The 19,514-nt window shown below is 68.9% G+C and carries 22 protein-coding genes and 1 pseudogene; 13 read left to right on the plus strand and 10 right to left on the minus strand.

Features of this window, described 5'->3' with window-relative positions; all coding sequences use genetic code 11:
• Positions 1–17: 17 nt before the first annotated feature.
• The 4 genes from ACIBX3_RS33025 to ACIBX3_RS33040 are packed head-to-tail and all read left to right on the plus strand — an operon-like array spanning position 18 to position 4,294.
• Positions 18–1,517 (plus strand): FAD-binding oxidoreductase, encoded by a 1,500-nt coding sequence (locus tag ACIBX3_RS33025; protein ID WP_397123872.1) that lies wholly within the window; start codon positions 18–20, stop codon positions 1,515–1,517.
• Positions 1,514–1,768 (plus strand): hypothetical protein, encoded by a 255-nt coding sequence (locus ACIBX3_RS33030; protein WP_397123874.1) that lies wholly within the window; start codon positions 1,514–1,516, stop codon positions 1,766–1,768. Before ACIBX3_RS33025 ends, ACIBX3_RS33030 begins: the two co-directional genes overlap by 4 nt.
• Positions 1,752–3,248: an APC family permease gene (locus ACIBX3_RS33035; protein WP_397123876.1), complete on the plus strand. Its 1,497-nt coding sequence runs from the start codon at positions 1,752–1,754 to the stop codon at positions 3,246–3,248. Before ACIBX3_RS33030 ends, ACIBX3_RS33035 begins: the two co-directional genes overlap by 17 nt.
• Positions 3,245–4,294 (plus strand): LLM class flavin-dependent oxidoreductase, encoded by a 1,050-nt coding sequence (locus tag ACIBX3_RS33040; protein ID WP_397123878.1) that lies wholly within the window; start codon positions 3,245–3,247, stop codon positions 4,292–4,294. Before ACIBX3_RS33035 ends, ACIBX3_RS33040 begins: the two co-directional genes overlap by 4 nt.
• A 68-nt stretch (positions 4,295–4,362) precedes the next feature.
• On the opposite strand, the gene ACIBX3_RS33045 is transcribed toward ACIBX3_RS33040, so the two are convergent.
• From ACIBX3_RS33045 to ACIBX3_RS33075, 7 genes are all read right to left on the minus strand, one after another.
• Positions 4,363–5,121: a DUF6081 family protein gene (locus ACIBX3_RS33045; protein ID WP_397123880.1), complete on the minus strand. Its 759-nt coding sequence runs from the start codon at positions 5,119–5,121 to the stop codon at positions 4,363–4,365.
• 422 nt (positions 5,122–5,543) lie between these two features.
• A complete protein-coding gene (locus ACIBX3_RS33050) occupies positions 5,544–6,056 on the minus strand; it encodes a GNAT family N-acetyltransferase (RefSeq protein WP_397123882.1) in 513 nt (170 codons plus the stop codon).
• Entirely contained in the window at positions 6,053–6,217 is a 165-nt protein-coding gene (gene rsgA / locus ACIBX3_RS33055; protein ID WP_397123884.1) for a GTPase RsgA, read from the minus strand. The genes ACIBX3_RS33050 and rsgA overlap by 4 nt, the downstream gene beginning before the upstream one ends.
• 163 nt (positions 6,218–6,380) lie before the next feature.
• Positions 6,381–6,683: a GNAT family N-acetyltransferase gene (locus ACIBX3_RS33060; RefSeq protein WP_397123886.1), complete on the minus strand. Its 303-nt coding sequence runs from the start codon at positions 6,681–6,683 to the stop codon at positions 6,381–6,383.
• 32 nt (positions 6,684–6,715) lie between these two features.
• Positions 6,716–7,699 carry a pirin family protein gene (locus ACIBX3_RS33065; RefSeq protein ID WP_397123888.1) on the minus strand — a complete coding sequence of 328 codons (984 nt, stop codon included), beginning with the start codon at positions 7,697–7,699 and terminating at the stop codon, positions 6,716–6,718.
• Between the two features lie 280 nt (positions 7,700–7,979).
• A complete protein-coding gene (locus ACIBX3_RS33070; protein WP_397123890.1) occupies positions 7,980–8,360 on the minus strand; it encodes a DoxX family protein in 381 nt (126 codons plus the stop codon).
• 57 nt (positions 8,361–8,417) lie between these two features.
• A complete protein-coding gene (locus ACIBX3_RS33075) occupies positions 8,418–9,362 on the minus strand; it encodes an NmrA/HSCARG family protein (protein ID WP_397123892.1) in 945 nt (314 codons plus the stop codon).
• Positions 9,363–9,511: 149 nt separating this feature from the next.
• On the opposite strand from ACIBX3_RS33075, the gene ACIBX3_RS33080 reads away from it, so the two are divergent.
• From ACIBX3_RS33080 to ACIBX3_RS33090, 3 genes and pseudogenes are all read left to right on the plus strand, one after another.
• Positions 9,512–9,979 carry a MarR family winged helix-turn-helix transcriptional regulator gene (locus ACIBX3_RS33080; protein WP_397123894.1) on the plus strand — a complete coding sequence of 156 codons (468 nt, stop codon included), beginning with the start codon at positions 9,512–9,514 and terminating at the stop codon, positions 9,977–9,979.
• Positions 9,976–10,173: a proline racemase family protein gene (locus ACIBX3_RS33085; RefSeq protein ID WP_397123896.1), complete on the plus strand. Its 198-nt coding sequence runs from the start codon at positions 9,976–9,978 to the stop codon at positions 10,171–10,173. Before ACIBX3_RS33080 ends, ACIBX3_RS33085 begins: the two co-directional genes overlap by 4 nt.
• Positions 10,174–10,334: 161 nt before the next feature.
• Positions 10,335–10,487 (plus strand): annotated as a pseudogene (locus ACIBX3_RS33090) (proline racemase family protein); the annotation flags it as partial.
• Between the two features lie 183 nt (positions 10,488–10,670).
• Here the strand turns inward: ACIBX3_RS33090 and ACIBX3_RS33095 are convergent.
• Positions 10,671–11,138 carry a transposase gene (locus ACIBX3_RS33095; RefSeq protein WP_397123898.1) on the minus strand — a complete coding sequence of 156 codons (468 nt, stop codon included), beginning with the start codon at positions 11,136–11,138 and terminating at the stop codon, positions 10,671–10,673.
• Positions 11,139–11,950: 812 nt separating this feature from the next.
• Positions 11,951–12,772: a hypothetical protein gene (locus tag ACIBX3_RS33100; protein ID WP_397123900.1), complete on the minus strand. Its 822-nt coding sequence runs from the start codon at positions 12,770–12,772 to the stop codon at positions 11,951–11,953.
• A gap of 484 nt (positions 12,773–13,256) precedes the next feature.
• Between ACIBX3_RS33100 and ACIBX3_RS33105 the strand changes: the two genes are divergently transcribed.
• The 3 genes from ACIBX3_RS33105 to ACIBX3_RS33115 all read left to right on the plus strand — a co-directional run bounded on the left by ACIBX3_RS33105 (position 13,257) and on the right by ACIBX3_RS33115 (position 15,794).
• The gene (locus ACIBX3_RS33105) at positions 13,257–13,700 is read left to right on the plus strand and encodes a hypothetical protein (RefSeq protein WP_397123902.1); all 444 of its coding nucleotides are present in this window, start codon (positions 13,257–13,259) and stop codon (positions 13,698–13,700) included.
• Positions 13,697–14,767, plus strand: a complete 1,071-nt coding sequence (locus ACIBX3_RS33110; protein WP_397123904.1) for a beta-galactosidase — start codon at positions 13,697–13,699, stop codon at positions 14,765–14,767. Before ACIBX3_RS33105 ends, ACIBX3_RS33110 begins: the two co-directional genes overlap by 4 nt.
• 151 nt (positions 14,768–14,918) lie before the next feature.
• Entirely contained in the window at positions 14,919–15,794 is an 876-nt protein-coding gene (locus tag ACIBX3_RS33115; protein WP_397124266.1) for a PaaX family transcriptional regulator C-terminal domain-containing protein, read from the plus strand.
• Between the two features lie 11 nt (positions 15,795–15,805).
• On the opposite strand, the gene ACIBX3_RS33120 is transcribed toward ACIBX3_RS33115, so the two are convergent.
• On the minus strand, positions 15,806–16,219 hold the full coding sequence (locus ACIBX3_RS33120) for a RidA family protein (protein ID WP_397123906.1): 414 nt from the start codon (positions 16,217–16,219) through the stop codon (positions 15,806–15,808).
• 140 nt (positions 16,220–16,359) lie between these two features.
• Between ACIBX3_RS33120 and ACIBX3_RS33125 the strand changes: the two genes are divergently transcribed.
• The 3 genes from ACIBX3_RS33125 to ACIBX3_RS33135 are packed head-to-tail and all read left to right on the plus strand — an operon-like array spanning position 16,360 to position 19,514.
• Positions 16,360–16,854, plus strand: a complete 495-nt coding sequence (locus ACIBX3_RS33125) for a cupin domain-containing protein (RefSeq protein WP_397123908.1) — start codon at positions 16,360–16,362, stop codon at positions 16,852–16,854.
• A complete protein-coding gene (locus tag ACIBX3_RS33130) occupies positions 16,851–17,813 on the plus strand; it encodes an acyl-CoA thioesterase (protein WP_397123910.1) in 963 nt (320 codons plus the stop codon). The genes ACIBX3_RS33125 and ACIBX3_RS33130 overlap by 4 nt, the downstream gene beginning before the upstream one ends.
• 42 nt (positions 17,814–17,855) lie before the next feature.
• Positions 17,856–19,514 (plus strand): AMP-binding protein, encoded by a 1,659-nt coding sequence (locus tag ACIBX3_RS33135; RefSeq protein WP_397123912.1) that lies wholly within the window; start codon positions 17,856–17,858, stop codon positions 19,512–19,514.

Raw genomic sequence — 19,514 nt, forward strand, 5'->3', positions numbered from 1 at the left:
GCGCCGGAGGTGGAGTCATGACCGTCCTGCTCGGCGACCCCGTGCTGGAGGAGCTCCGGCGGATTCTCGGCCCCGAGCACGTGCTGACCGGCAAGGCCGACCGGCTCAACCGGGCGCGCGTGCCCGCGCCGTTCCCCGTGCACCGGTGGGCGGAGCGCATGCCCGACCTGGTCGTGCTGCCGGCCTCCACCGAGGAGGTCGCGGAGGTGCTCAGGCTGGCCAACAGCCTGCGGATCCCGGTCGTGCCACGCGACGGCGGCACCGGGCTGACCGACGGCGCGGTGCCGCTGCGCGGCGGCATCGTCGTGGACGTCAAGCGGATCAACCACATCAGGGAGATCGACCTCGACAACCGCACCTGCACGGTCGGCACCGGCATCAACGCGCTCAAGCTCAACGAGGTCCTCGCCCGGCACGGGCTGATCTATCCGGACGATCCGGCGTCCTACCCGTGCTCGCTGGTCGGCGGCCGGATCGGCACCAGCGGCTGGTCGCTGATCGGCTCCCGCTACGGCCACACCCGCGACCTGGTGCTCAGCTTCGACCACGTGCTGCCGACCGGCCGGGTGATCCACGTCGGGGACGGCATCGGACGGAAGATCACCAAGAGCTCCAGCGGGTACCAGCTCAAGCACCTGTTCATGGGGCATCAGGGCACGCTCGGCATCGCCACCGAGGCGACGCTGAAGTTGTTCCCCAAGCCGGAGGCGGAGTTCTCGCCGTTCTGGGCGTTCGAGGACTATGACAGCGCTTACCGCGCGGTCGGGGCGCTGGCGCGGGCGGGCGTGGCCACGTTCGCCGGCGCGGTGCTGTTCGACGAGTGGAAGGTCGGCTACCTGCGGCGCGACGACGAGGCCTACATCCCGCAGCCGTCGTCGGTGAAGGCGCTGGTGTGCGCCGCGATGTACGGCTACGAGGACGAGGTCCGGGCCGGCGGCACGAGGCTGCTGCGCATCGCCCGCTCGCTCGGCGCCCGCTACCTGGGCGACGAGATCTCCGAGGGCGACTGGGCGGCCAGGCACGACAGGTACGCCACGCCGCTGCACGGCCGTACCCGGTCGGGCCAGGTCGTCCCGATGAGCTGGCACTGCGAGGACGCCTCGATCAACTACACGAACCTGCCCTCTGTACGGCTGGCCTGGCACGAGATCGCCGACCGGCTCAGGCGCGAGAGCGATGTGTTCGACGACTGGGGCATGTTCGCCTACACCAACGGCGCGACCGGCGCCGACTACCTCACCGAGATCGACATCGGCATCTGGGAGCAGCGGCTCGACGACGCCGCCTGGGAGGCGTGGGTGCGGGCCAAGCGCGACCTCGCCGCCGTGTCGCTGGCGCACGGCGGTTCGATCAGCGCCTGCCACGGCTCCTGCCGTGAGGGCGAGGTGGACCTGGTGCCCGCCGAGCTCGGCGGCGGGTACGACGTGATGCTCGACATCAAGCGGGCCATCGACCCGAACAACATCATGAACCCCGGCAAGTACCTGCTCGACCAGGCATACGCGGAGAAATCGTGAAATATCGCTATCAGGAGGAGATGTCGCCTCCACCGGTCCAGCGGGTGACCGACGTCGCGATCACCCGGTTCGAGCACGTCTTCGAGGTCGAGCCCGGCCTCATGATCGAGCACGTGACGCAGCAGACCTTCCCCAACTGGGACACGCTGCGCCTGGTCCGGTCCCGGGCCGACCACCTGGCCTGGATGCACCGGCACTTCGCGGACAAGGTGATCTCTGGCGAGGAGCTCCTCCGTGACCTCGACGAATAACGCCCCGCCGATCCCTGGGGACGACGCGGGGGACGACGCCCGGCTGGCCGACCTCGGCTACACCTCCGAGTTCCGCAGGGACATGAGCTTGTGGGCCAACTTCTCCCTCGGCTTCACCTACCTGTCTCCCGTGGTCGGGATCTACACGTTGTTCGCGTCGTCGCTGGCCGTCGGCGGCCCGCCGATGATCTGGAGCCTGGTCATCGTGGGCGCCGGGCAGTTCCTGGTGGCGCTCGTCTTCGGCGAGATCGTCTCGCAGTACCCGCTGACCGGCGGCATCTACCCCTGGGCCAGGCGGCTGTGGGGCCGGCGGTGGGCCTGGATGACGGGCTGGGTGTACCTGGTCGCGCTGCTGGTGACGATCGCGAGCGTGGCGTACGGGGCGGGGCCGTACCTGTCCGCTTTTCTCGGGATCGAGGTGAGCACGGGGAACACGATCCTCTGCGCGCTGATCATCCTGGCCGTGGCGCTGGCCGTCAACATGGCCGGGACCAGGGCTCTGGCGATGGCGGCGATCATCGGGTTCGCCGCCGAGCTGGTCGGGGCGCTGGCCGTGGGCGGGTGGCTGCTGCTCACCCAGCGGCACCACGGGCTCGGGGTGCTGTTCGACTCGTTCGGTGCGGGGTCGGGGTCCGGATACTTCGCCGCGTTCCTGGCCGCCGGGCTTATCGGGATATTTCAGTACTACGGGTTCGAGGCCTGCGGTGATGTGGCCGAGGAGGTGCCCGACCCGACCCGGCGCATCCCCAAGGCCATGCGCATGACCATCTACGTGGGCGGCGCGGCGGCGACGTTCGTCTGCCTGGCCCTGCTGCTGGCCGTGCCCGACTTCGCCGCCGTCGTCTCCGGGGCCGACGCCGACCCCGTCACGAACGTGCTGACCACCGCCTTCGGCGCCACCGGCCTCAAGGTCGTGCTCGGCGTGGTGCTGCTGTCGTTCCTGTCATGCACGCTCAGCCTGCAGGCGGCCGCCAGCAGGCTGCTGTACTCCTACGCCCGCGACGACATGATCGCGGGCAGCCGCGTGTTCAGGAGGTTCTCCCAGGCCAGGCGCATCCCGCCGAACGCGCTCCTGGTCGCCGCCGTCGTGCCCGCGCTGGTCGTGCTCGGCTCCATCGTGTCGGAAGACGCCCTCATCAAGATCATTTCTTTCGCGGTCCTCGGCATCTACCTGGGCTTCCAGATGGTGGTGCTGGCGGCGTTGCGGGCCAGGTTGCGCGGCTGGAGCCCGTCCGGGCCGTTCACGCTGGGCCGCGCGGGGCTCGCCGTCAACGTGGCCGCGCTGGTCTACGGGGTGCTCGCCATCCTCAACATGGCCTGGCCGAGGACGCCTGACGCCCCCTGGTACGACAACTATCTGGTGGCCCTGTCCGGGCTGGTGGTCGTCGCCGCCGGGCTGGTCTACCTGCTGGTCGCCAGGCCGTACGACAAGGGCGACGCCCCTTCGGGCGACGCCATCCCCCAGGAGGTCGCACGATGAAGTTCAGCTACGTGATGTTGCCCGACTACCCGCTGCAGGAGTCGCTGGCGTCCATTCGCCTGGCCGACGAGCTCGGCTTCCACGCCTGCTACGCGGCCGACGAGACCTGGCACAAGGACCTGTGGCTGCTGTTCGCCGCCGCGGCCCAGCAGACGTCCCGCATCAGGTTCGGGCCCAGCGTGTCGTCGGTGGTGCTGCGCGAGCCGACCCTGATCGCCCAGGCGGCGGCCACGCTCGACGAGCTCAGCGACGGGCGTGCCGAGGTGGTGCTGTCCAGCGGCAACTTCGGGCTGCTCGCGCAGTACAACATCGACTGGACGGTCACCAAGCCGCTGTCGCGCGTGAAGGAGGCGGCGCACGTGGTGCGCACGCTGCTGGACGACGGCGCGATCACCTTCGACGGCGAGTTCTTCAAGTACACCGGCCTGTTCACCTTCGCCCGCCCGGTCCAGGACCGCGTGCCGGTCAAGCTCGGCGCGATGCGCGGACCGCGCTCCTTCCAGGCGGCCGGCGAGCACTCCGACGGCGTGCACCACGCGCTCAGCTACACCCGCGAGGCCTACGACTACCTCGTCCAGCACTTCAGGGCCGGCGCGGAGAAGGCGGGCAAGGACGCCTCGTCGATGGACATCGGCGCCTGGGTCGTCTTCGCCACCGGTCCTGACTCGGCCGTGGCGAAAGAGGCCGCCCGCAGCATGGTCGGCCTCTACGCCTCCTCCATGCCCGCCGAGCAGCTCGAACGCAACGGCGTCGACCCGAACGCGATGAAGCCGATCGTCGACGCCCTCGGCGCCGGCGACCTGGCCAGGGCGATCGAGCTGACCACACCCGAACTGGGGGAGCGGCTGTCCATCGCCGGCACGCCGGAGGAGTGCGTGGCCAAGATCAAGCGCGAGATCGAGCCGTCGGGCGTCAACCACATGATCCTGGCCATCACCGACGCGACGCTGGTCAAGCAGTTCATGGGACGGGAGCTGCCCGAGGTGGCGGATGTGGACTCCCAGCTCAGGCTGATCCACGACCAGATCATGCCCGCGTTCGCCTGACCGGGAGGGGTACGGCGGGCCACGCCGTACCCCTCTCCCGGCCGATGCCGTGCGGTCCTCGTGGCGGCTCACGCGTCGACCCCGCGTACACGGAACCGGCGCCACCGCGCGTTCATGCCCTGGCCGTCGAGCGAGCGACTGCGCCCGTCCCGGATCGGCAGCATCGTCCAGATCCCGAACCCGATGCGGACACGTTCGGGGATGAAAGTGCCGCGGGCCTCGTACACCGTGCGGCCGTCGACGCGCCAGGCCGCGGTCGATCTGCTCCGGTCGAGCGTGATCTCGCACGCGCGAAGCCGGGTGGTGAAATCGTCGTCGAAGTCCTCGTACGGCGACTCGACCACGTGGTAGAACGGCTCGCCTGCTCCCCACGCGCCCAGCTGCTCGTGCAGCGCGAGCACACGGGTGGAGGTGCCGCAGACGGCGAACACGCGCTTGCTCACCTCGAAGTCGAAAGCGTGGAAGGCGGCCATTCCCCGACGGTAGTCCTCCGGTTCCCCGCCGATGTTCTCGACCGCGAGGTCGACGGCGAACGTCGCGGGCCGATCCGGCGGCAGCTCGAACTGGCGCGTCGAGAAGATGAGGTACTTGGCGCTGTCGGCGGGCTGGAACGTGTCGTGCGACAGCGAGAAGCGCGGGATCGTCACTCGCACTTCGCCGTCGCCGACGGCCGGCTCCGCGTTGGGGTCCAGCGGGATGTGGTCGCCGCCCGTCGGGAGCGGCAGGTGCGCCGGGCTCCAGCGCGCAGCGTCGAGGCCCGGCCCCTTGAGCTCGTCGTACGTGACGAAGCCGTCGCGGGGGGCGGCCGCGGCGCGCGTCTCAGGCATCACGGCTTCCGCCCCGGGAGCAGATCGATCACGATGCGTCGCCACTATCCGTCTCCTTTCGTTTACGCCCTCAAGAGGAAGATGCCCGGCGGCACCAAGATGTGACGTCACCTTCAGCGCCCGGGACGGGCCGGCAGATCGATTCCCGGTCGTCGGGGGCGACACCGGCGACCTGGCCAGGGCGATCGAGGCAGGCTCCTTTCTTTCATCGGTGACTACCGACAGCGTCCGGAGGAACGTGCCACGCGGGCCGGGGGCTTTGTCCACCGGCACCAGGGCACGAAGACGATCGGTGCATGCCCGGCAGTTCGCCGTGCACTGTTCCTGGGGATTCCTCAGGGTCGCCAAGCCGATCAGAGACGCTGCTTGGGCACGTGCCCGGCCTTCGCGTTGATGTCAGGCGCCCGCCGCAGGGCAGGGGATCAGACTCCGAACGCGACCGGGTAGCGGATGGTGCCGGCCGGCACGGGCCGGGTGGGGTCGAAGACGAGCGCCATCATGTACCTGTCCTCGACGTCGAAGGGTGGCCGGATGGAGTGGCGCGAGGCCGGGACGAAACCGAAGCGCGGGTAGTACTCGGCGTGGCCGAGCACGAGGACCACGTTCTCGTCCTGTCGCCGGGCGGCATCCAGGGCGGCGCGGATGGCCGCCGAACCGGCGCCGCGACGCTGGTGCTCGGGCCGTACGGCGCACGGGCCCAGGGTGAGGGCGGCGAAGCCGTCGACGTGGCAGCGCGTGAGCAGCGCGAACCCGGCGATGGCACCGTCGGGCTGCTGCGCGATCCATGACAGGCCGGGCACCCAGGCCGTCCGGTCGGCACGCAGCGCGTCGACCAGGTCTGCCTCGTGAGAGGTGGGGAAGGCGGCGAGGTTGACCTCCCGAACCTGGTCACGGTCGGCGTCGGTCTCGGGACGGGCGATCCAAGGGATGGTCATGATGGTCGGGAGTCCGTTTCTGTGGTCGTCGCGAGGTGGCCGGTCGAATAGTGGCCCGTGTCCGGGCGGCCGGGGGTGTCGATGAGCACACCGCCGGTGGGCAGCGGAACCAGCTCGCGGTGGACGGTGGTGTGGCGGCCCTTGCCGTCCTGTGCCCGCACCGTGCGAAGGTTCCCGGACGAGCGACGCGGCGATGCGGTCGCCGGCCACGCTGTCCATCGAAGACCAGCGATGCTTCGACGTCCAGACCGGCGCCTGGGCTTTGGCGCCGGTCTCTGGCAGGTCAGTGCCTCGCGATCGCAGAGATCGACCACTCCGTCGGCGTCAGCCCAGTTCTTTTCTCAGCCATTGCAGGACATCGGGCGTCACCGGGTCGATGATGTCGGCGAACTCGTCATGCTTCTTCAGGTGTTTGGCCACGTACGGGCAGACGGGCACGATCCGCCTTCCCGCGGCGCGCACGTCGGCGAGCGCCTGCTGGACCAACTGCGCGGCCAGGCCCTGACCGGCGAAGGCGTCGCCGACTTCCGTGTGGAAGAAGACCCGTTGCTCACCGCGGTCGCGGTACGCGGTCAGGCCGGCACGCTTGCCGTCGACCAGAATCTCGTATCGCTGCTTGGCATCCACCCGCTCGACGATCGGAGCGGCAGACGGCTGGCTCATGAGGTGCCTTCCGGACGAGGCTCGGAACGCGGAGGATTCCCGCGCGGCTTGATGGTGGCGTTGGGCAGGGCGGGCGCGTGAAGGCGGTTCCCCGGATATCCGGAGACGACGCCGAAGCGATCGGAGGAGGCCTCCCAGTCCTCTCGGGCCCGGACGATGTCCTCATGAGTGCGGCCGATGAAGTTCCACCACATGACGATCTCCTCCTTGAACGGAGTGCCGCCGAGCAGCACCGCCCTCGCCGGGCCGTCTGAGGTGTTCGTCAGCTCCAGGGCGCCGATACCTGGGCGGACATAGCCGAGTTCCGCCGGGCGCAGCAGGGTGCCGGCCACGCGGACGTGCCCGCTGTCCACGAGAAGGCCGTGCTCGAAGGTGGTGTCCACGGCGAGTGTGATCGCCGCATGCGGTTGGAGGGTGATCTCGGCGCCGAGCAGCGGCGTGAACGTCCGCACGGGGGAGACGTCTCCGGCGAGCGAGCCCAGGAATACCCTGATCTCGGCCCCGTCGATCCGCACGGGTTCGGGCACGTGGTGCTGGAAGTCCCGTTCGGCGTCGCGGTGCTCTTCGGGCAGCGCCACCCACAACTGGACACCGTGGAGAACGGTGGTGCCCGGAGTGGAGACCTCTGAGTGGGCGATGCCGTACCCGCCCGTCATGAGGTTCATCTCACCAGGCCGGATGAAGGCGTGACTGCCAAGACTGTCGCGGTGTTCGACCTCCCCGCTGAACAACCAGCTCACCGTCTGCAGGCCGGTGTGCGGATGCGGGGCGACCTCCATGCCACCGGTCCTGGCCACGTCGTCGGGGCCGTAGTGATCGGCGAAGCACCAGGCTCCGATCAGCGTCCGGGCCCGCTGTGGCAGCGTCCGTCGTACGGACATCGCCCGCGGCCCGCCCAGAGGCACGTTCCGCGCGGAGAGCACGTCGACCGAGGGCGCCTGCGCCGGCCGCCCGTCGTCTGCCGGCTCTCCACATCTCATTTCAACAGGCTCGGCTTCCACGTTGCTCACCGAGACCACCTCCCACACAGTCCAGTTCCATATTCGACTACCACGCCAAACGTCGGCGCGTCGTCCAGGAGCGACGCTGGGCGGCGAGATCCCGATGGTGTCGCACCGCCCAGCCAGGATGACGGTCTCGAAGCCGCGGTGCGGTGGTCAGCCGGCGCACTGGGCGGTATCGGGTCGAGCGTGGGCAGGCGGGGCAGGACGAGGACGTCGTCGACGGTGATGGCGGGCATGGCGGTTCTTCTGAAGACGCTCAGGTGAAGGGATACGGGCCGAAGCGGCCCCAGGCCACGAACAGGGCCAGCGCGAGCAGCACCACGTTGATCACGATCGGCTGGGACTCCTTGCGCCGGGCGTGCGTGAGGATGGCGCCGATCATCGACACCGCCAGCCCGGCGGCGGCCAGCGGCGCGAGCACCGGGACGATGCCCAGCGCCGGGGGCAGGATCAGCCCGAGCGCGCCCAGCACCTCCAGCGCGCCGATCGTCTTGAGCGCCCCGGGCGGGAAGTCCTCGGCCCAGGCCATGTTCGGCGAAGCGATGAGCTTCTCCTTCGATTGGGCCAGCTTCGCGCCGCCGGCACCGAGGAACACGAGGGCGAGCAGGGCGGCGATGACCCACAAAACGATGTTCACTACGACTTCCAGGAATCTTGGGGGATGGATGCGGCTGGGGGATGGCCGGGGTCGTGGTCAGATGCCGGCGAGGGCGGGCTTGTGCGCGGCCAGCCACTGCTCGAAGCTCTGCAGTTCCGGGTTGAGGCCGCGGACGACGTCCAGGTCGCGGGCGGCGGCGAACTGCGGCACCTCCGCATAGAACTGGAACATGTTGCCCAAGTCGGCGGCGCCCGGCCAGGGCTGCGCGCGTATGGCGTCGAACGGCACCGGTACGTAGCCCACCTCTTCACCCAGCGCCTTGCTGAGGTGCGCGGCCATCTCCGTGCCGGTCAGGTGCTCACCGGCGATGGACACGGTCTGGCCGGCGAGTTCGCCGCCCTGCTTGAAGATGCCGTAGGCGGTCTTGCCGATGTCGTCGACGGCGATGCCGGCGAGCTTGCTGTCGGCCATCGGCAGGGCGAGCACGAGCCGCCCGTCCTCTCCTCGTCGCGGCGCCATCGGGCCGAGGAGTCCCTCCCAGTAGAACGTGGTCCGCAGGAACGTGGTCGGCACCCCGGCGTCGATGAAGAACTGGTCGGCTTCGGCCTTGGCGTCGAAGTGCGGCACCTTGTACCGGTCCATCAGGGTCGGCATGCGCTCGTCGTCGAGCGGGATGTACTCGCGGGTGTCGTCCAGTGTCGACCAGATCACGTGGCGCAGCCCGGCGTTCTTGGCCGCCCGCGCCATCGTCGCGGCGTCCTGCTTCTCCTGCTCCGGCGACATGTGGTCCCAGGTGTTGGTCATGAGGAACGCGCCATAGGCCCCGTCGAACGCCTCCGTGAGCCGCGTCTCGTCCCTGATGTCGGCCTCGACCACTTCGGCCCCCTGGGCGGCGAGCTCCCGCGCCTTGTCCGAGGCCACATTGCGGGTCAGTGCCCGCACTGCGAACGCGCCGCCGGCGTCGTTCAGGATGGCGCGGGCCAGCCCGCCGCCTTGAGCTCCGGTCGCGCCGACCACCGCGATCACTTTCTTGTCCGCCACAGTTTCTCCTTCGGTTACGGTGCCAGAACACCTGTACAGATGATGTGTCATCGCTTCATGCGAGAGGATAGATGACGCATCAATTGATGTGTCATGTACTTTAGCGGGAACGCATGACATGTCAAGAGCCGGGGGTAGACTTCGGGCACATGAACGAGACGCCCCAGTGGCTCAGCCCGGCAGAGCAGCAGACCTGGCGTGCCTTCGTCCGCGTGCACCAGCAGCTCACCGCCAGGCTGGGCCGTGACCTGCAGGCGCACTCCAAGCTGTCCGGCGCCGACTACGAGATCCTCGTCGCCCTCACCGACACGCCCGACGGCCGGCAGCGCTTCCAGGACCTGGCCAAGACGGTGGACTGGGAGCAAAGCCGCCTGTCCCACCACATCGCCAGGATGTGCAAACGCGGTCTGGTCGCCCGTGAGGAGTGCGCCGAGGACGGACGCTCGGCCTTCGTCGTCCTGACACCCGCCGGTCGCGAAGCCATCGAAACCGCCGCCCCCCAGCATGTCGCCACGGTCCGGCGCCTGGTCATCGACGCCCTCAGCCCGGACGAACTCGCCATGCTCGCGCAGATCTCCAACCGCATCCTCGAACAACTGGACAACATGGCGCCGTGACGCTCGACGCGGCCCTCCGAGTCCCGGCGATCGGCAGGACGGCCCGGCGTCGGCGTAAGGGAGTCCCCTCGGCCGGCGGGAAGGTTCAAGCCGTGCGGATCCGTAACGTGCCCTCATGGGTCGTCGCTCTCGACACGCCGATCGAGGTGCTCGAGTACGGCACCGTCCTCGCCGACGTGGCCTTCGGCGGGTAGTTCTATGTCCAAGCGCCGGCTGTCGCCATGGGCGTGGAGCTGGGTGCGGCCAACGCGCCCGCGATCGTCAGGGCGGGAGCCGCGCTCCTGGCCGCGGCGCGGGCCAAATTCCCGGTTCGTCACCCCGATGACGCGAACATCGATCGGGAATCTCGGCGCGCATGGCCTGCCTCCACGCACGGGGTGAACTCCCGCTCAAAGTCCCCTTCATCCACCAGGGCGTGATGGGGACGACCTTTGACGGCATGCTGCACGAGCGCGTGCAAGTCGGCGGACGCGATGCCGTCATCCCATCGATCAAGGGGCGCGCCTGGATCACCGGCATCAACCAGCACATCCTTCACCCCGACGATCCATTCCCACGCGGGTACACCGTGGGCGATGTGTGGGGGACCACCTCGTTGACCCTGATGGCTAACTCGAGCTCAGGCGGTGAGAGCCTGGTCGAGGCGGGCGAGGTGGCTGGTGTGGGTGCGGTCGAGAGGGTGGCCGTTCCACTAGGCATCGAGTCGGGTGAGGTTGAGAGCGGTGGCTGCGATGACGTGTTCGAGGTGGACCTTGCTGAGTCCGCGGTAGCGGGCTCGGCGGATGCCGGTGATGGCGACAGCTTGCCGGATGGTGCCTTCCACCCCGGCTCGGATTTTGTACTTGTCCTGCCAGTCTTGGCTGGTCTGTTGGGTGCGAGCGGTGTCGAGGGCTTGTTGCTGGGTTTGGGTGTGGCGCAGGGTGATCTGGCGGCGGCCGCTGTTACTGCTGGTGCATTCGGTCCTGGCAGGGCAGGGCGTGCAGGTCTTCGCGGAGAATCTGACCACGATGGTGTCCAGGCCGCGTTGGATGGTGGGCGTCCAGGAGATGCCGGTTTGTCCTTGGGGGCAGGTAGCCTGCTTGGCGGTCCAGTCGATGGTGAATGCCGCCCTGTCGTAGCCGGTGGCTGCGCGGGCCTGGGACGAGGAGTCGAACCGCACCGGTGCGCTCGCCGCGCCTTCCCCGCTGGTGCCACAGGTTTCGCTGATGTGAGTAGCGTAGAGGGCTGGACCGCGGTCTTATAGGGCGGTCCAGCCATCCCTCGCCAGAAGGGGTTGTCTCCGTGAGACGACTATCCGCAATCGCTGCGATGCTTGTTGCGGCCGTGAGTTTAGTGGCCTGCACTGCAGACGCCCGCCGAAGCGGATCATCCGCGGCCGCTCCTCCTAAACCGTGCCCGTCGGACAAGGTATGCCACGCCGTTATTGGCACCGACCCGGCCATCGCTGTATATCAGGGGGAGTTCTACTCCACCTTGATGCCGTTGACGGCACGGCTTGAGTGGGTGGAAAGTGAGTCGTGTCTTGTGGTTACGAGACATGGCGATCACTATCGGCAATTCAGGACGCTAGTTCCCCTATGGCCGGAGGGGACGAAACCGGTTCGAGCGCCAGACGGCAGACGAGGCATCGAAATTCCCCAAGTTGGACCGATCTTCGAGGGTGCATTTTTTACGACGGGCGGCACAGATTATCCGCCTGATCTCAAACGACCCGTCCCTGCGATCTCTACTCTTACCCAACCGCCTGGCGCGTGTACCGCCCATGACGGATTTTTCATCATCGAACCGTCTGCGATTAGGCGTTTGGAGAGTTAGTCGCGCGGGCCCTTTACGCCAGATGCGGCGCATGGCGCCTCCTGGCCGTAGGAATACGTGATGCGACCGTCCTGCCACACGACGACGGCGGGCCCGCTCCCCGGGCGACCCCGGACAAGGCCGCCTGCCATCGCTGCTATGCACGAGACCTGCCTCCTACCGGTAGGCGTCGACCAGGTCGTCGCTGTAGGGGTCCCGCCCAGGTCCGGTAACGGCGGGCGCCGAGATGGAGGCCTTCACGTCCCAGCTGTACCGAGTGGCGGCGGTAGCTCCGCGCAGCCGGTACCCGTCACCTGTCCGCCAGACGGTGATGACCGTCACCGGCACGCCCGTGTGGTCGGTGTGGACGCCCCACATGAAGGAGATCTTGCCGACACGCGGGTCGAGCCGGCCGCCGAGCATGTCGCGGAACGGCTTGGAAGCGCGGAACAGCGCGGCGAAGGTGGTCGTGCCACGGTAGGCCCAGGTCTTGTTGACCCGACGACCGTCGGCATCGTAGTGCGCGGGGCCGGCCCGGTTGATGGTCGCCGTCCTGACGAGGAACTTCAGGGTGCCGATGTCGAAGGGGTCGATGATCTGGTCGCCGTAGAGCGCCGCGCCGCCGGGTGCCTTGCCGAGCGTGCGCCACCCGGTGCCGCTGCCGTAGGCGGGCCCCGAGACGTAGAGACGCCCGCCGACCGTGCGTGTCCGGTGCGCCGCCGATGCGATCTTGACCTGGTCGGCCGCCCCTTGGTCGCCGTTGGCGGCGTCCTCCTCCAGGAACCGCAGAGCGCATTCGGAGGTGGTCACCTGACGTTTCATGTCGGCGGCCACCACGCCACCGCGGCCCAGCTTGGCCAGACCGGTCACCACGGGCGCGTCGGCCCGCCGCCCGCACTCCCTCGTCGGTAACGCCTCTACGCGCGGATCCTCCGGCCATCCCGCATCGGTCCGTTGATAGACCTTCACCGCGGCGCCCTTGCTCTGCAGGCGCTTCACCGCAGCCACCACATCTACCGCAGCTGCCTGCGCAGGGGCAGGCAGCGCGGTCAGTGTGAGCACGATCGCTGATATAGCTTGCCATCTCATGGCTGGTGATCATGCCACACCACTCGATGCGGGCATCTCGGACACCTGTCTGGCAGAAACGATGGCTCGAAGGCCGGTGGACCGTCGTCATCAAGTCGGTGTTTGACCATGAGCGTCTCGGACTTAAGGGGCAGGCCGAACGCCGTCGCGGAGAACTGCCGAACCGGCATGGGGCTCATTAGGTGGCCGAGCCACTGCACCTGCGCCTCAGGGCGTCTACACGCCGGGGTGGCAGTCCACCGGAAGGAGATCCAACACCCGTACCAATGCGCTTTGTGAATGACCAGACTAGGACTCCGCCACGTAACCCATCCGACGTGATCACGAGTGCCTTCGCCGTGCTGCCGCCCTGCGCGACAGTGGAAACCCTCGAAGCCCGATTCCTGGTGAGTCCATGACCCGCATCGAAGACCGCACACCCCCACTTCCCGGTCATCCCGTCCGAACGGACAAGGTCGCGCGCGTCGGCTACTTCTGGCGCTACCGGATCTCGAGTCCCTTCATCTTCACCGCACTCCTGGGAGTCGCCGCCCTGGCTGGCGCCCTCTTCCTCCCCCGCTACCTGCTCGCGTGGGACCTGGGCGCGGCAAAGGCGCCGGCCGACTACGCCACCGCCGTGAACAACATCCGCACCGCCCTCCTCCAAGGCGTCGGCGGCCTGGTGCTCCTGATCGGCGCCTATCTCACCTGGCGCCAACTCCAGCTCAGCCGCCATGGGCAGGCCACCGAGTCCTTCGCCGCCGCTATCGCGCATCTGGGCGATACGAGCGTGGACGTCTGCACGACGTCGGGCGCGCCGGTGCCCGCCTTGAGCACATCGCGCGCGGCGCCCGGATGATCGAGTACTGGCAGTGGCACACGCTGAACTTCGGCTGGGAGACCTACTGGGGCGGGGTTCTCCCGCACAGCAACCAGCCCGGCCGCACGTACGCCGAGCTCGCCCGCCTCGGCGCGGAGCTGGAGGCCGCCGGTCCGCTGGCCGCCGGTCTGGAGCCGGACGCCGACATCACGATGGTGTACTCGATGCCGAGCAAGTGGCTCATGCAGAAGCACCCGCCGCTGCCGGCCGCCGACGGCGGCCCTGACGCCGCCGCCTACCACCGCATCTTCGACCCGTTCTACCGGGGCGCCTTCGACACCGGCCGCCAGGTGCGGATCGTCCACGCCCGCCAGTTGCACGACCCCCGCGGGGAACGGGCCGGGACCACGCCCGACGAGGCGGCTCGCCGTCACCCGGTCCTCGTCGTCCCGGCGCTGTACGTCGCCGACGACGCGACGCTCGACTGGCTCGCCGCCTACGCCCACGCGGGCGGCCACCTGGTCCTCGGCCCGCGCACCGCCTACGCCGACCACGAGGCCCGGGCGCGGCGGGAGCCCGCACCCGCACGCCTCGCCGAGGCCGCGGGCGTCCGCTACGACGAGTTCAGCAACCTGACGCACGACCTCCCGGTCCGCGCCGTGCCCGGCGGCCCGCTCGACCTGCCGGGCAACGCGACCGCGACGCGCTGGGCCGACGCCCTCATCGTCGCCGACGCCGACGTGCTCGCCACCTACGTGCACCCGCACTTCGGCCGCTGGCCGGCGATCACCACCCGCCGCCACGGCGCGGGCCGCGTCACCTACGTCGGCACGGTCCCCGGCCGCGAGCTCGCCCGCGCGCTCGCCGCCTGGGTGGCGCCTTCCCCGGTCAGCGGCTGGCGTGACCTCCCGGCCTCCGTCACCGCCACGACCGCGACGTCCCCGGACGGGCGCCGCGTCCACATCGTGCACAACTGGAGCTGGGAGCCCGCCCGCGTCAAGGTCCCCGTGGAGCTGTCCGACGTCGTGGACCGCGCTTCCGTCCCCGCCGGCACGACGTTGGAGCTCGGCGCGTGGGACGTGCGGGTGCTCGTCACGGTGTCGTGACCGACGGTCCCACCATTTGACACACCTGACGCGCGTGGATGGGCTGAGGAGCCAGCCCACCCCACCTGATCGGGCGCGGATTCGGCTCGTCGAGCCCGGGCGTACCGGCACGGTGAGGCCGCCGCAGTGGCGTTATCGTGTCTACGTGACGATGCCAAGCAGTGCAGCAGAAGGATCGGAACCGAAGCCGACACAGCCCCGGTCCTTCATCGTCACGATCTACGGCTTGTACGCACGCGAGGTCGGGGGCTGGATCAGCGTGTCCGCGCTGATCCGGCTGATGGAACAGCTCAAGGTCGACGAGCCGTCGGTGCGTTCGGCCATCTCCCGGTTGAAGCGCCGGGGCCTGCTCGAGGCCCGGAAGGTCAACGGTACTGCCGGATACGGACTGTCTCCGCAGGCCCGGGAGATTTTGGACGAGGGCGATCAGCGGATCTTCGGCCGGCAGCGTGCCGAGCTGTCGGATGGGTGGTTGCTCGCGGTCTTCAGTGTTCCCGAGTCGCAGCGGCAGCAGCGGCATGTGCTGCGGTCGCGGCTGAGCTGGCTGGGTTTCGGTACGACGGCGTCGGGGGTGTGGATCGCGCCACGCTACCTGTACGAGGAGACCCGTGAGGTGCTGGAGCGCTACGAGCTGTCGGGATATGTGGATTTGTTCCAGGCTGACTACCTGGCGTTCGGAGACGTCACCGAGCTCGTGGGCCAGTGGTGGGATCTGGAGGGGCTGCAGCGGCTCTACGGCGAGTTCCTGAGTTCGTTCCGCCCGGTGCTGGATCGCTGGCGGCAAGGTGGTGCCGGCAGTGACGCGGGAGCGTTCGGCGACTATGTGCGGGCGCTGACCGCGTGGCGGCGGTTGCCGTTCCTGGATCCGGGTCTGCCGCCGGAGCTGTTGCCGCGCGACTGGTACGGAGTGCGCGCGGCCGCGCTGTTCGATGAGTTGAAGCACCGGCTGAGCAAGCCCGCGCACCACTTCACGAGCTCGGTGATCCACGAGCACGGCGGCCCGGCTGTGCCGGCCGGCCCGCGGTAGGGCCGCCCGGCTCAGCTCGCGATCAGCCTGTCCTCGGGGATGACGGCGACGCCCAGAATCTCGATCATCGCCTCCGGCTGCCACAGGGCGGTGCAGCCGATACCGGCCATGGCCGGGTAGACCGGTCCGGCCAGCTCGCGCCAGACGCGGCCGATCTCCTTGCCGTGCGCTTGGTAGCCGGGGATGTCCGTGAGGTACAGCGTGATGCTGACCAGGTCCTCAGGCCGGCCCCCCACTTCGCGGAGCGTGGTGAGGACGTTGCCGAAGGCCTGGCGGAACTGCTCGACGATGCCGCCTTCGACGATCTTCATGTTCTCGTCGAGTGCCGTCTGGCCACCCAGGTACAGCGTGTTGCCGATCAGGGTTCCGTGCGAGTAGCCGCTCGGGGCCGGCAGGGCATCCGGGTTGACAGGGATCGGGGTCATCACGCCTCCGTCGAGTCTCGGTCCGCGCCGCCGTGGGGCCGCCGCGGTTGGCTGTTGACTTTATCTGACGTACGTGAAAAAAACGACATACCCTGGTCCTGCGCAACCGGATCGCATTCACCGACGACTAGGAGTCGACCATGCAGCCGACTGAGGGAGACCTCAGCAACTACCAGCTCGAAAGGGACAACACGATGTACGCCACCGAGAGTGGCCTGGTCGTCCCGGTCGTGACCCGAGGAGGGCTGGAGTCCCTGCGGACCGGCCAGTCGGAGGGTGCCTCGCGCGTCGCGGGTGTGAGTCCCCAGCACACGCCGGCGCGGCGAATCTGGTTCGGGAAGGTCAGCAACGAGCCCGGTTACCGCTCGGCCCCGCACCACCACGGTGAGGCCGAGACCGGTGGATACGTCCTGTCGGGCCGGGCGCGCATCTACTTCGGCGAGAAGTACGAGGACTACATCGACATGGAGGAAGGCGATTGGGTCTTCGTCCCGCCCTTCATGCCGCACGTCGAGTGCAACCTCGACCGTAACCGGCCTCTGACCTGGATGACCACGCGCACGCCCGACAACATCGTCGTCAATCTCGCCGACGTCGCGGACGAGGCGCTGAGCGACTGGGTGGAGCGGCCGTGACCGCCCGGGTCCAGCGTGACGCCGTGCCCACTTCTGAGACGTTCACGGCGGCTGTGTCTCTGAAGGAGGCCGAGCCGGAGCACTACGACGTGGCCTACACCGCGGTGACCCAGCCCTGTCCCTGGCCCAAGGCGTACGGCGGTGACCTGGTGGCCGCGGCGGCGGCCGCGGCCATGCGGACGGTTCCGGAGGGGGCGGAGGGGGCGGAGGGGGCGGAGGGGGCGGAGGGCGGCAAGACTCTGCACTCCATGCACTCCTCCTTCATGCGCCCGGCCGACATCGGGGCCGAAGTCCGTTACGAGGTGGAGTTGCTCCGCGACGGTCGCGGTTACAGCACGCGCCATGTTCGCGCGTACCAGCACGGGCGGCCGATCTATGTGGCGCTCATGTCCTTCGCCGCCGGAGAGCCCGGCGGCACCTTCGCCGCGCCGCCTCCGGAGGTCCCGGACCCCGGCACGCTGCCCTCCTCGGCCGCATACCTGGAAGAGCGGTCAGGCGGGACGATGACCCAGGAGTCGAAGGCGTACTGGAGCGGTGGGCGGGGCTTCGACATGCGCCACGTTCCCGGGCCCGTCTACCTGACCGTCGACGGAGACCGGGCGCCGTACCAGGCCGTCTGGGTGAAGCCCTACGACGACCTGCGCCCGGTGGAGGGCCTGACCCGCACGCAGCGCGACCTGGCGGCCCTTTCCTACGTCTGCGACTACACCATCCTCGAACCGGTGCTGCGCGTGCTCGGCCTGCCGTGGGCTCACCCCGGGCTGGTCACGGCGAGCCTGGATCACGCGATGTGGATCCATCGGGTTCCGGGCGAAGGAGTCCTCGACGACTGGCTGCTCTACGCGCAGGAAGCCGTCTCGGCAGGCTCCGGGCGCGGTGCCGGTCAAGGACGCTTCTTCACGCGCGACGGACAACACCTGGCCACGGTCGTCCAGGAAGGCATGGTCCGCACGTCCTGATCGTGCTCTCGTCATGAACCCTCCACACCGGAAGAGCCTCCGATGCAGCTCACCCCCACCTCCCACACCGACACGTTCGCCCGCGATCACCTACCGCCGTTCGAGCAGTGGCCACGGCTGGAGTTCACGACCGATCTCCTGCGGTACCCGGACCACCTCAACGCGGCCGGAGAGATCATCGACGCCTCGGTCGCGGCCTTCGGTCCCCATCGACCGGCGATCCGCACCGACGCGGGCGAGATGTGGACCTACGGTGACCTCCAGCGGCGCGCCAACCAGGTCGCCCAGGTGCTCGTCGAGGACCTCGGCCTCGTGCCTGGCAACCGGGTTCTCCTCCGATCCCCCAACAATCCCTGGGCGGTCGCCTGCTGGCTCGGGGTGCTGAAGGCCGGGGGCGTCGTCGTCACGACGATGCCGGCGCTGCGCGCCCGTGACCTCGCTCCCGTCGTCGCCAAGTCCCTGCCGGCGATCGCGCTGGTCGACCACCGGTTCGTGGCGGACGTGGAGATCGTGTGCGACTCCGAGGCCCCCGGCCTGACGGTGGTGTCGTTCGGTGGCCGCGGCGATGACGACCTGACTGCTCGCTGCGCGGTCAAGCCGGGGGAGTTCACCGCCGTTCTCACCGCCGCCGACGACGTCGCCCTGTTCGGGCCGACCTCGGGCAGCACGGGTGTCCCCAAGATCACCACCCACTTCCACCGCGACATCCTGTCCATCGACAACACGTTCGGCCGGGGGACTCTCGGGCTCGCCGCCGATGACGTGGTCGCCTGCACGGCCCCTCTCGCGTTCACCTTCGGTCTCGGGATGCTCGTGGTGTTCCCTCTGCGGGCGGGTGCCTGCGTGTTCCTCGTGGAGAGCGCGACGCCGGCACGGCTGGCGGACCTCGTCGAGGAGCACGGGATCACGGTGCTGGCCACCGCGCCGACGGCCTACAAGCAGATCCTGAAGGCAGGCAAGATCGCCAAGCTGCGCGGCCTCCGCGTCGCGGTGAGCGCCGGCGAGCACATCCCTCAGGGCCTCTGGGAGCAGATCGAGGCGGAGATCGGGCTCAAGATCATCGATGGCATCGGGGCCACGGAGATGTTGCACATCTTCATCTCCGCGGCCGGCGGCGACATCCGGCCCGGCGCGACGGGGAAGCCGGTTCCCGGCTTCAGGGCGACGATCCTCGGCCCGGACGGCGAGGAGCTGCCTCCCGGCGTCGAAGGCCGGTTGGCCGTGATCGGGCCGGTCGGTTGCCGCTACCTGGACGACGCCCGTCAGGAGACGTACGTCGTCAACGGCTGGAACGTCACCGGCGACACCTTCTACCGGGACGAGGACGGCTACTTCTACTACTGCTCACGTACCGACAACATGATCGTCTCCTCGGGCTACAACATCGGTGGCACCGAGGTCGAGGCGGCCGTCGACAGCCACCCGGACGTGGTCGAGTCCGCGGTCGTCGCCGAGCCCGATCCCGAGCGGGGAGCGATCGTGTGCGCCTTCGTCGTGCTCAGGGAGGGCGTCGAGGGTGACGCGGCGAAGGCCAAGGAGATCCAGGACTACGTCAAGCAGCAACTGGCGCCGTACAAGTACCCCCGCGATGTGCGTTTCTGCTCGTCGCTCCCACGCAACCCCAGCGGGAAGCTGCAGCACTACGTCCTGCGAAAGATCATCGAAGCGGAGCAGACAGGCGACCTCGCCGCCGCGCAATGA

The organism is Nonomuraea sp. NPDC049480 (assembly GCF_044465905.1).
Taxonomy (GTDB): Bacteria; Actinomycetota; Actinomycetes; order Streptosporangiales; family Streptosporangiaceae; genus Nonomuraea.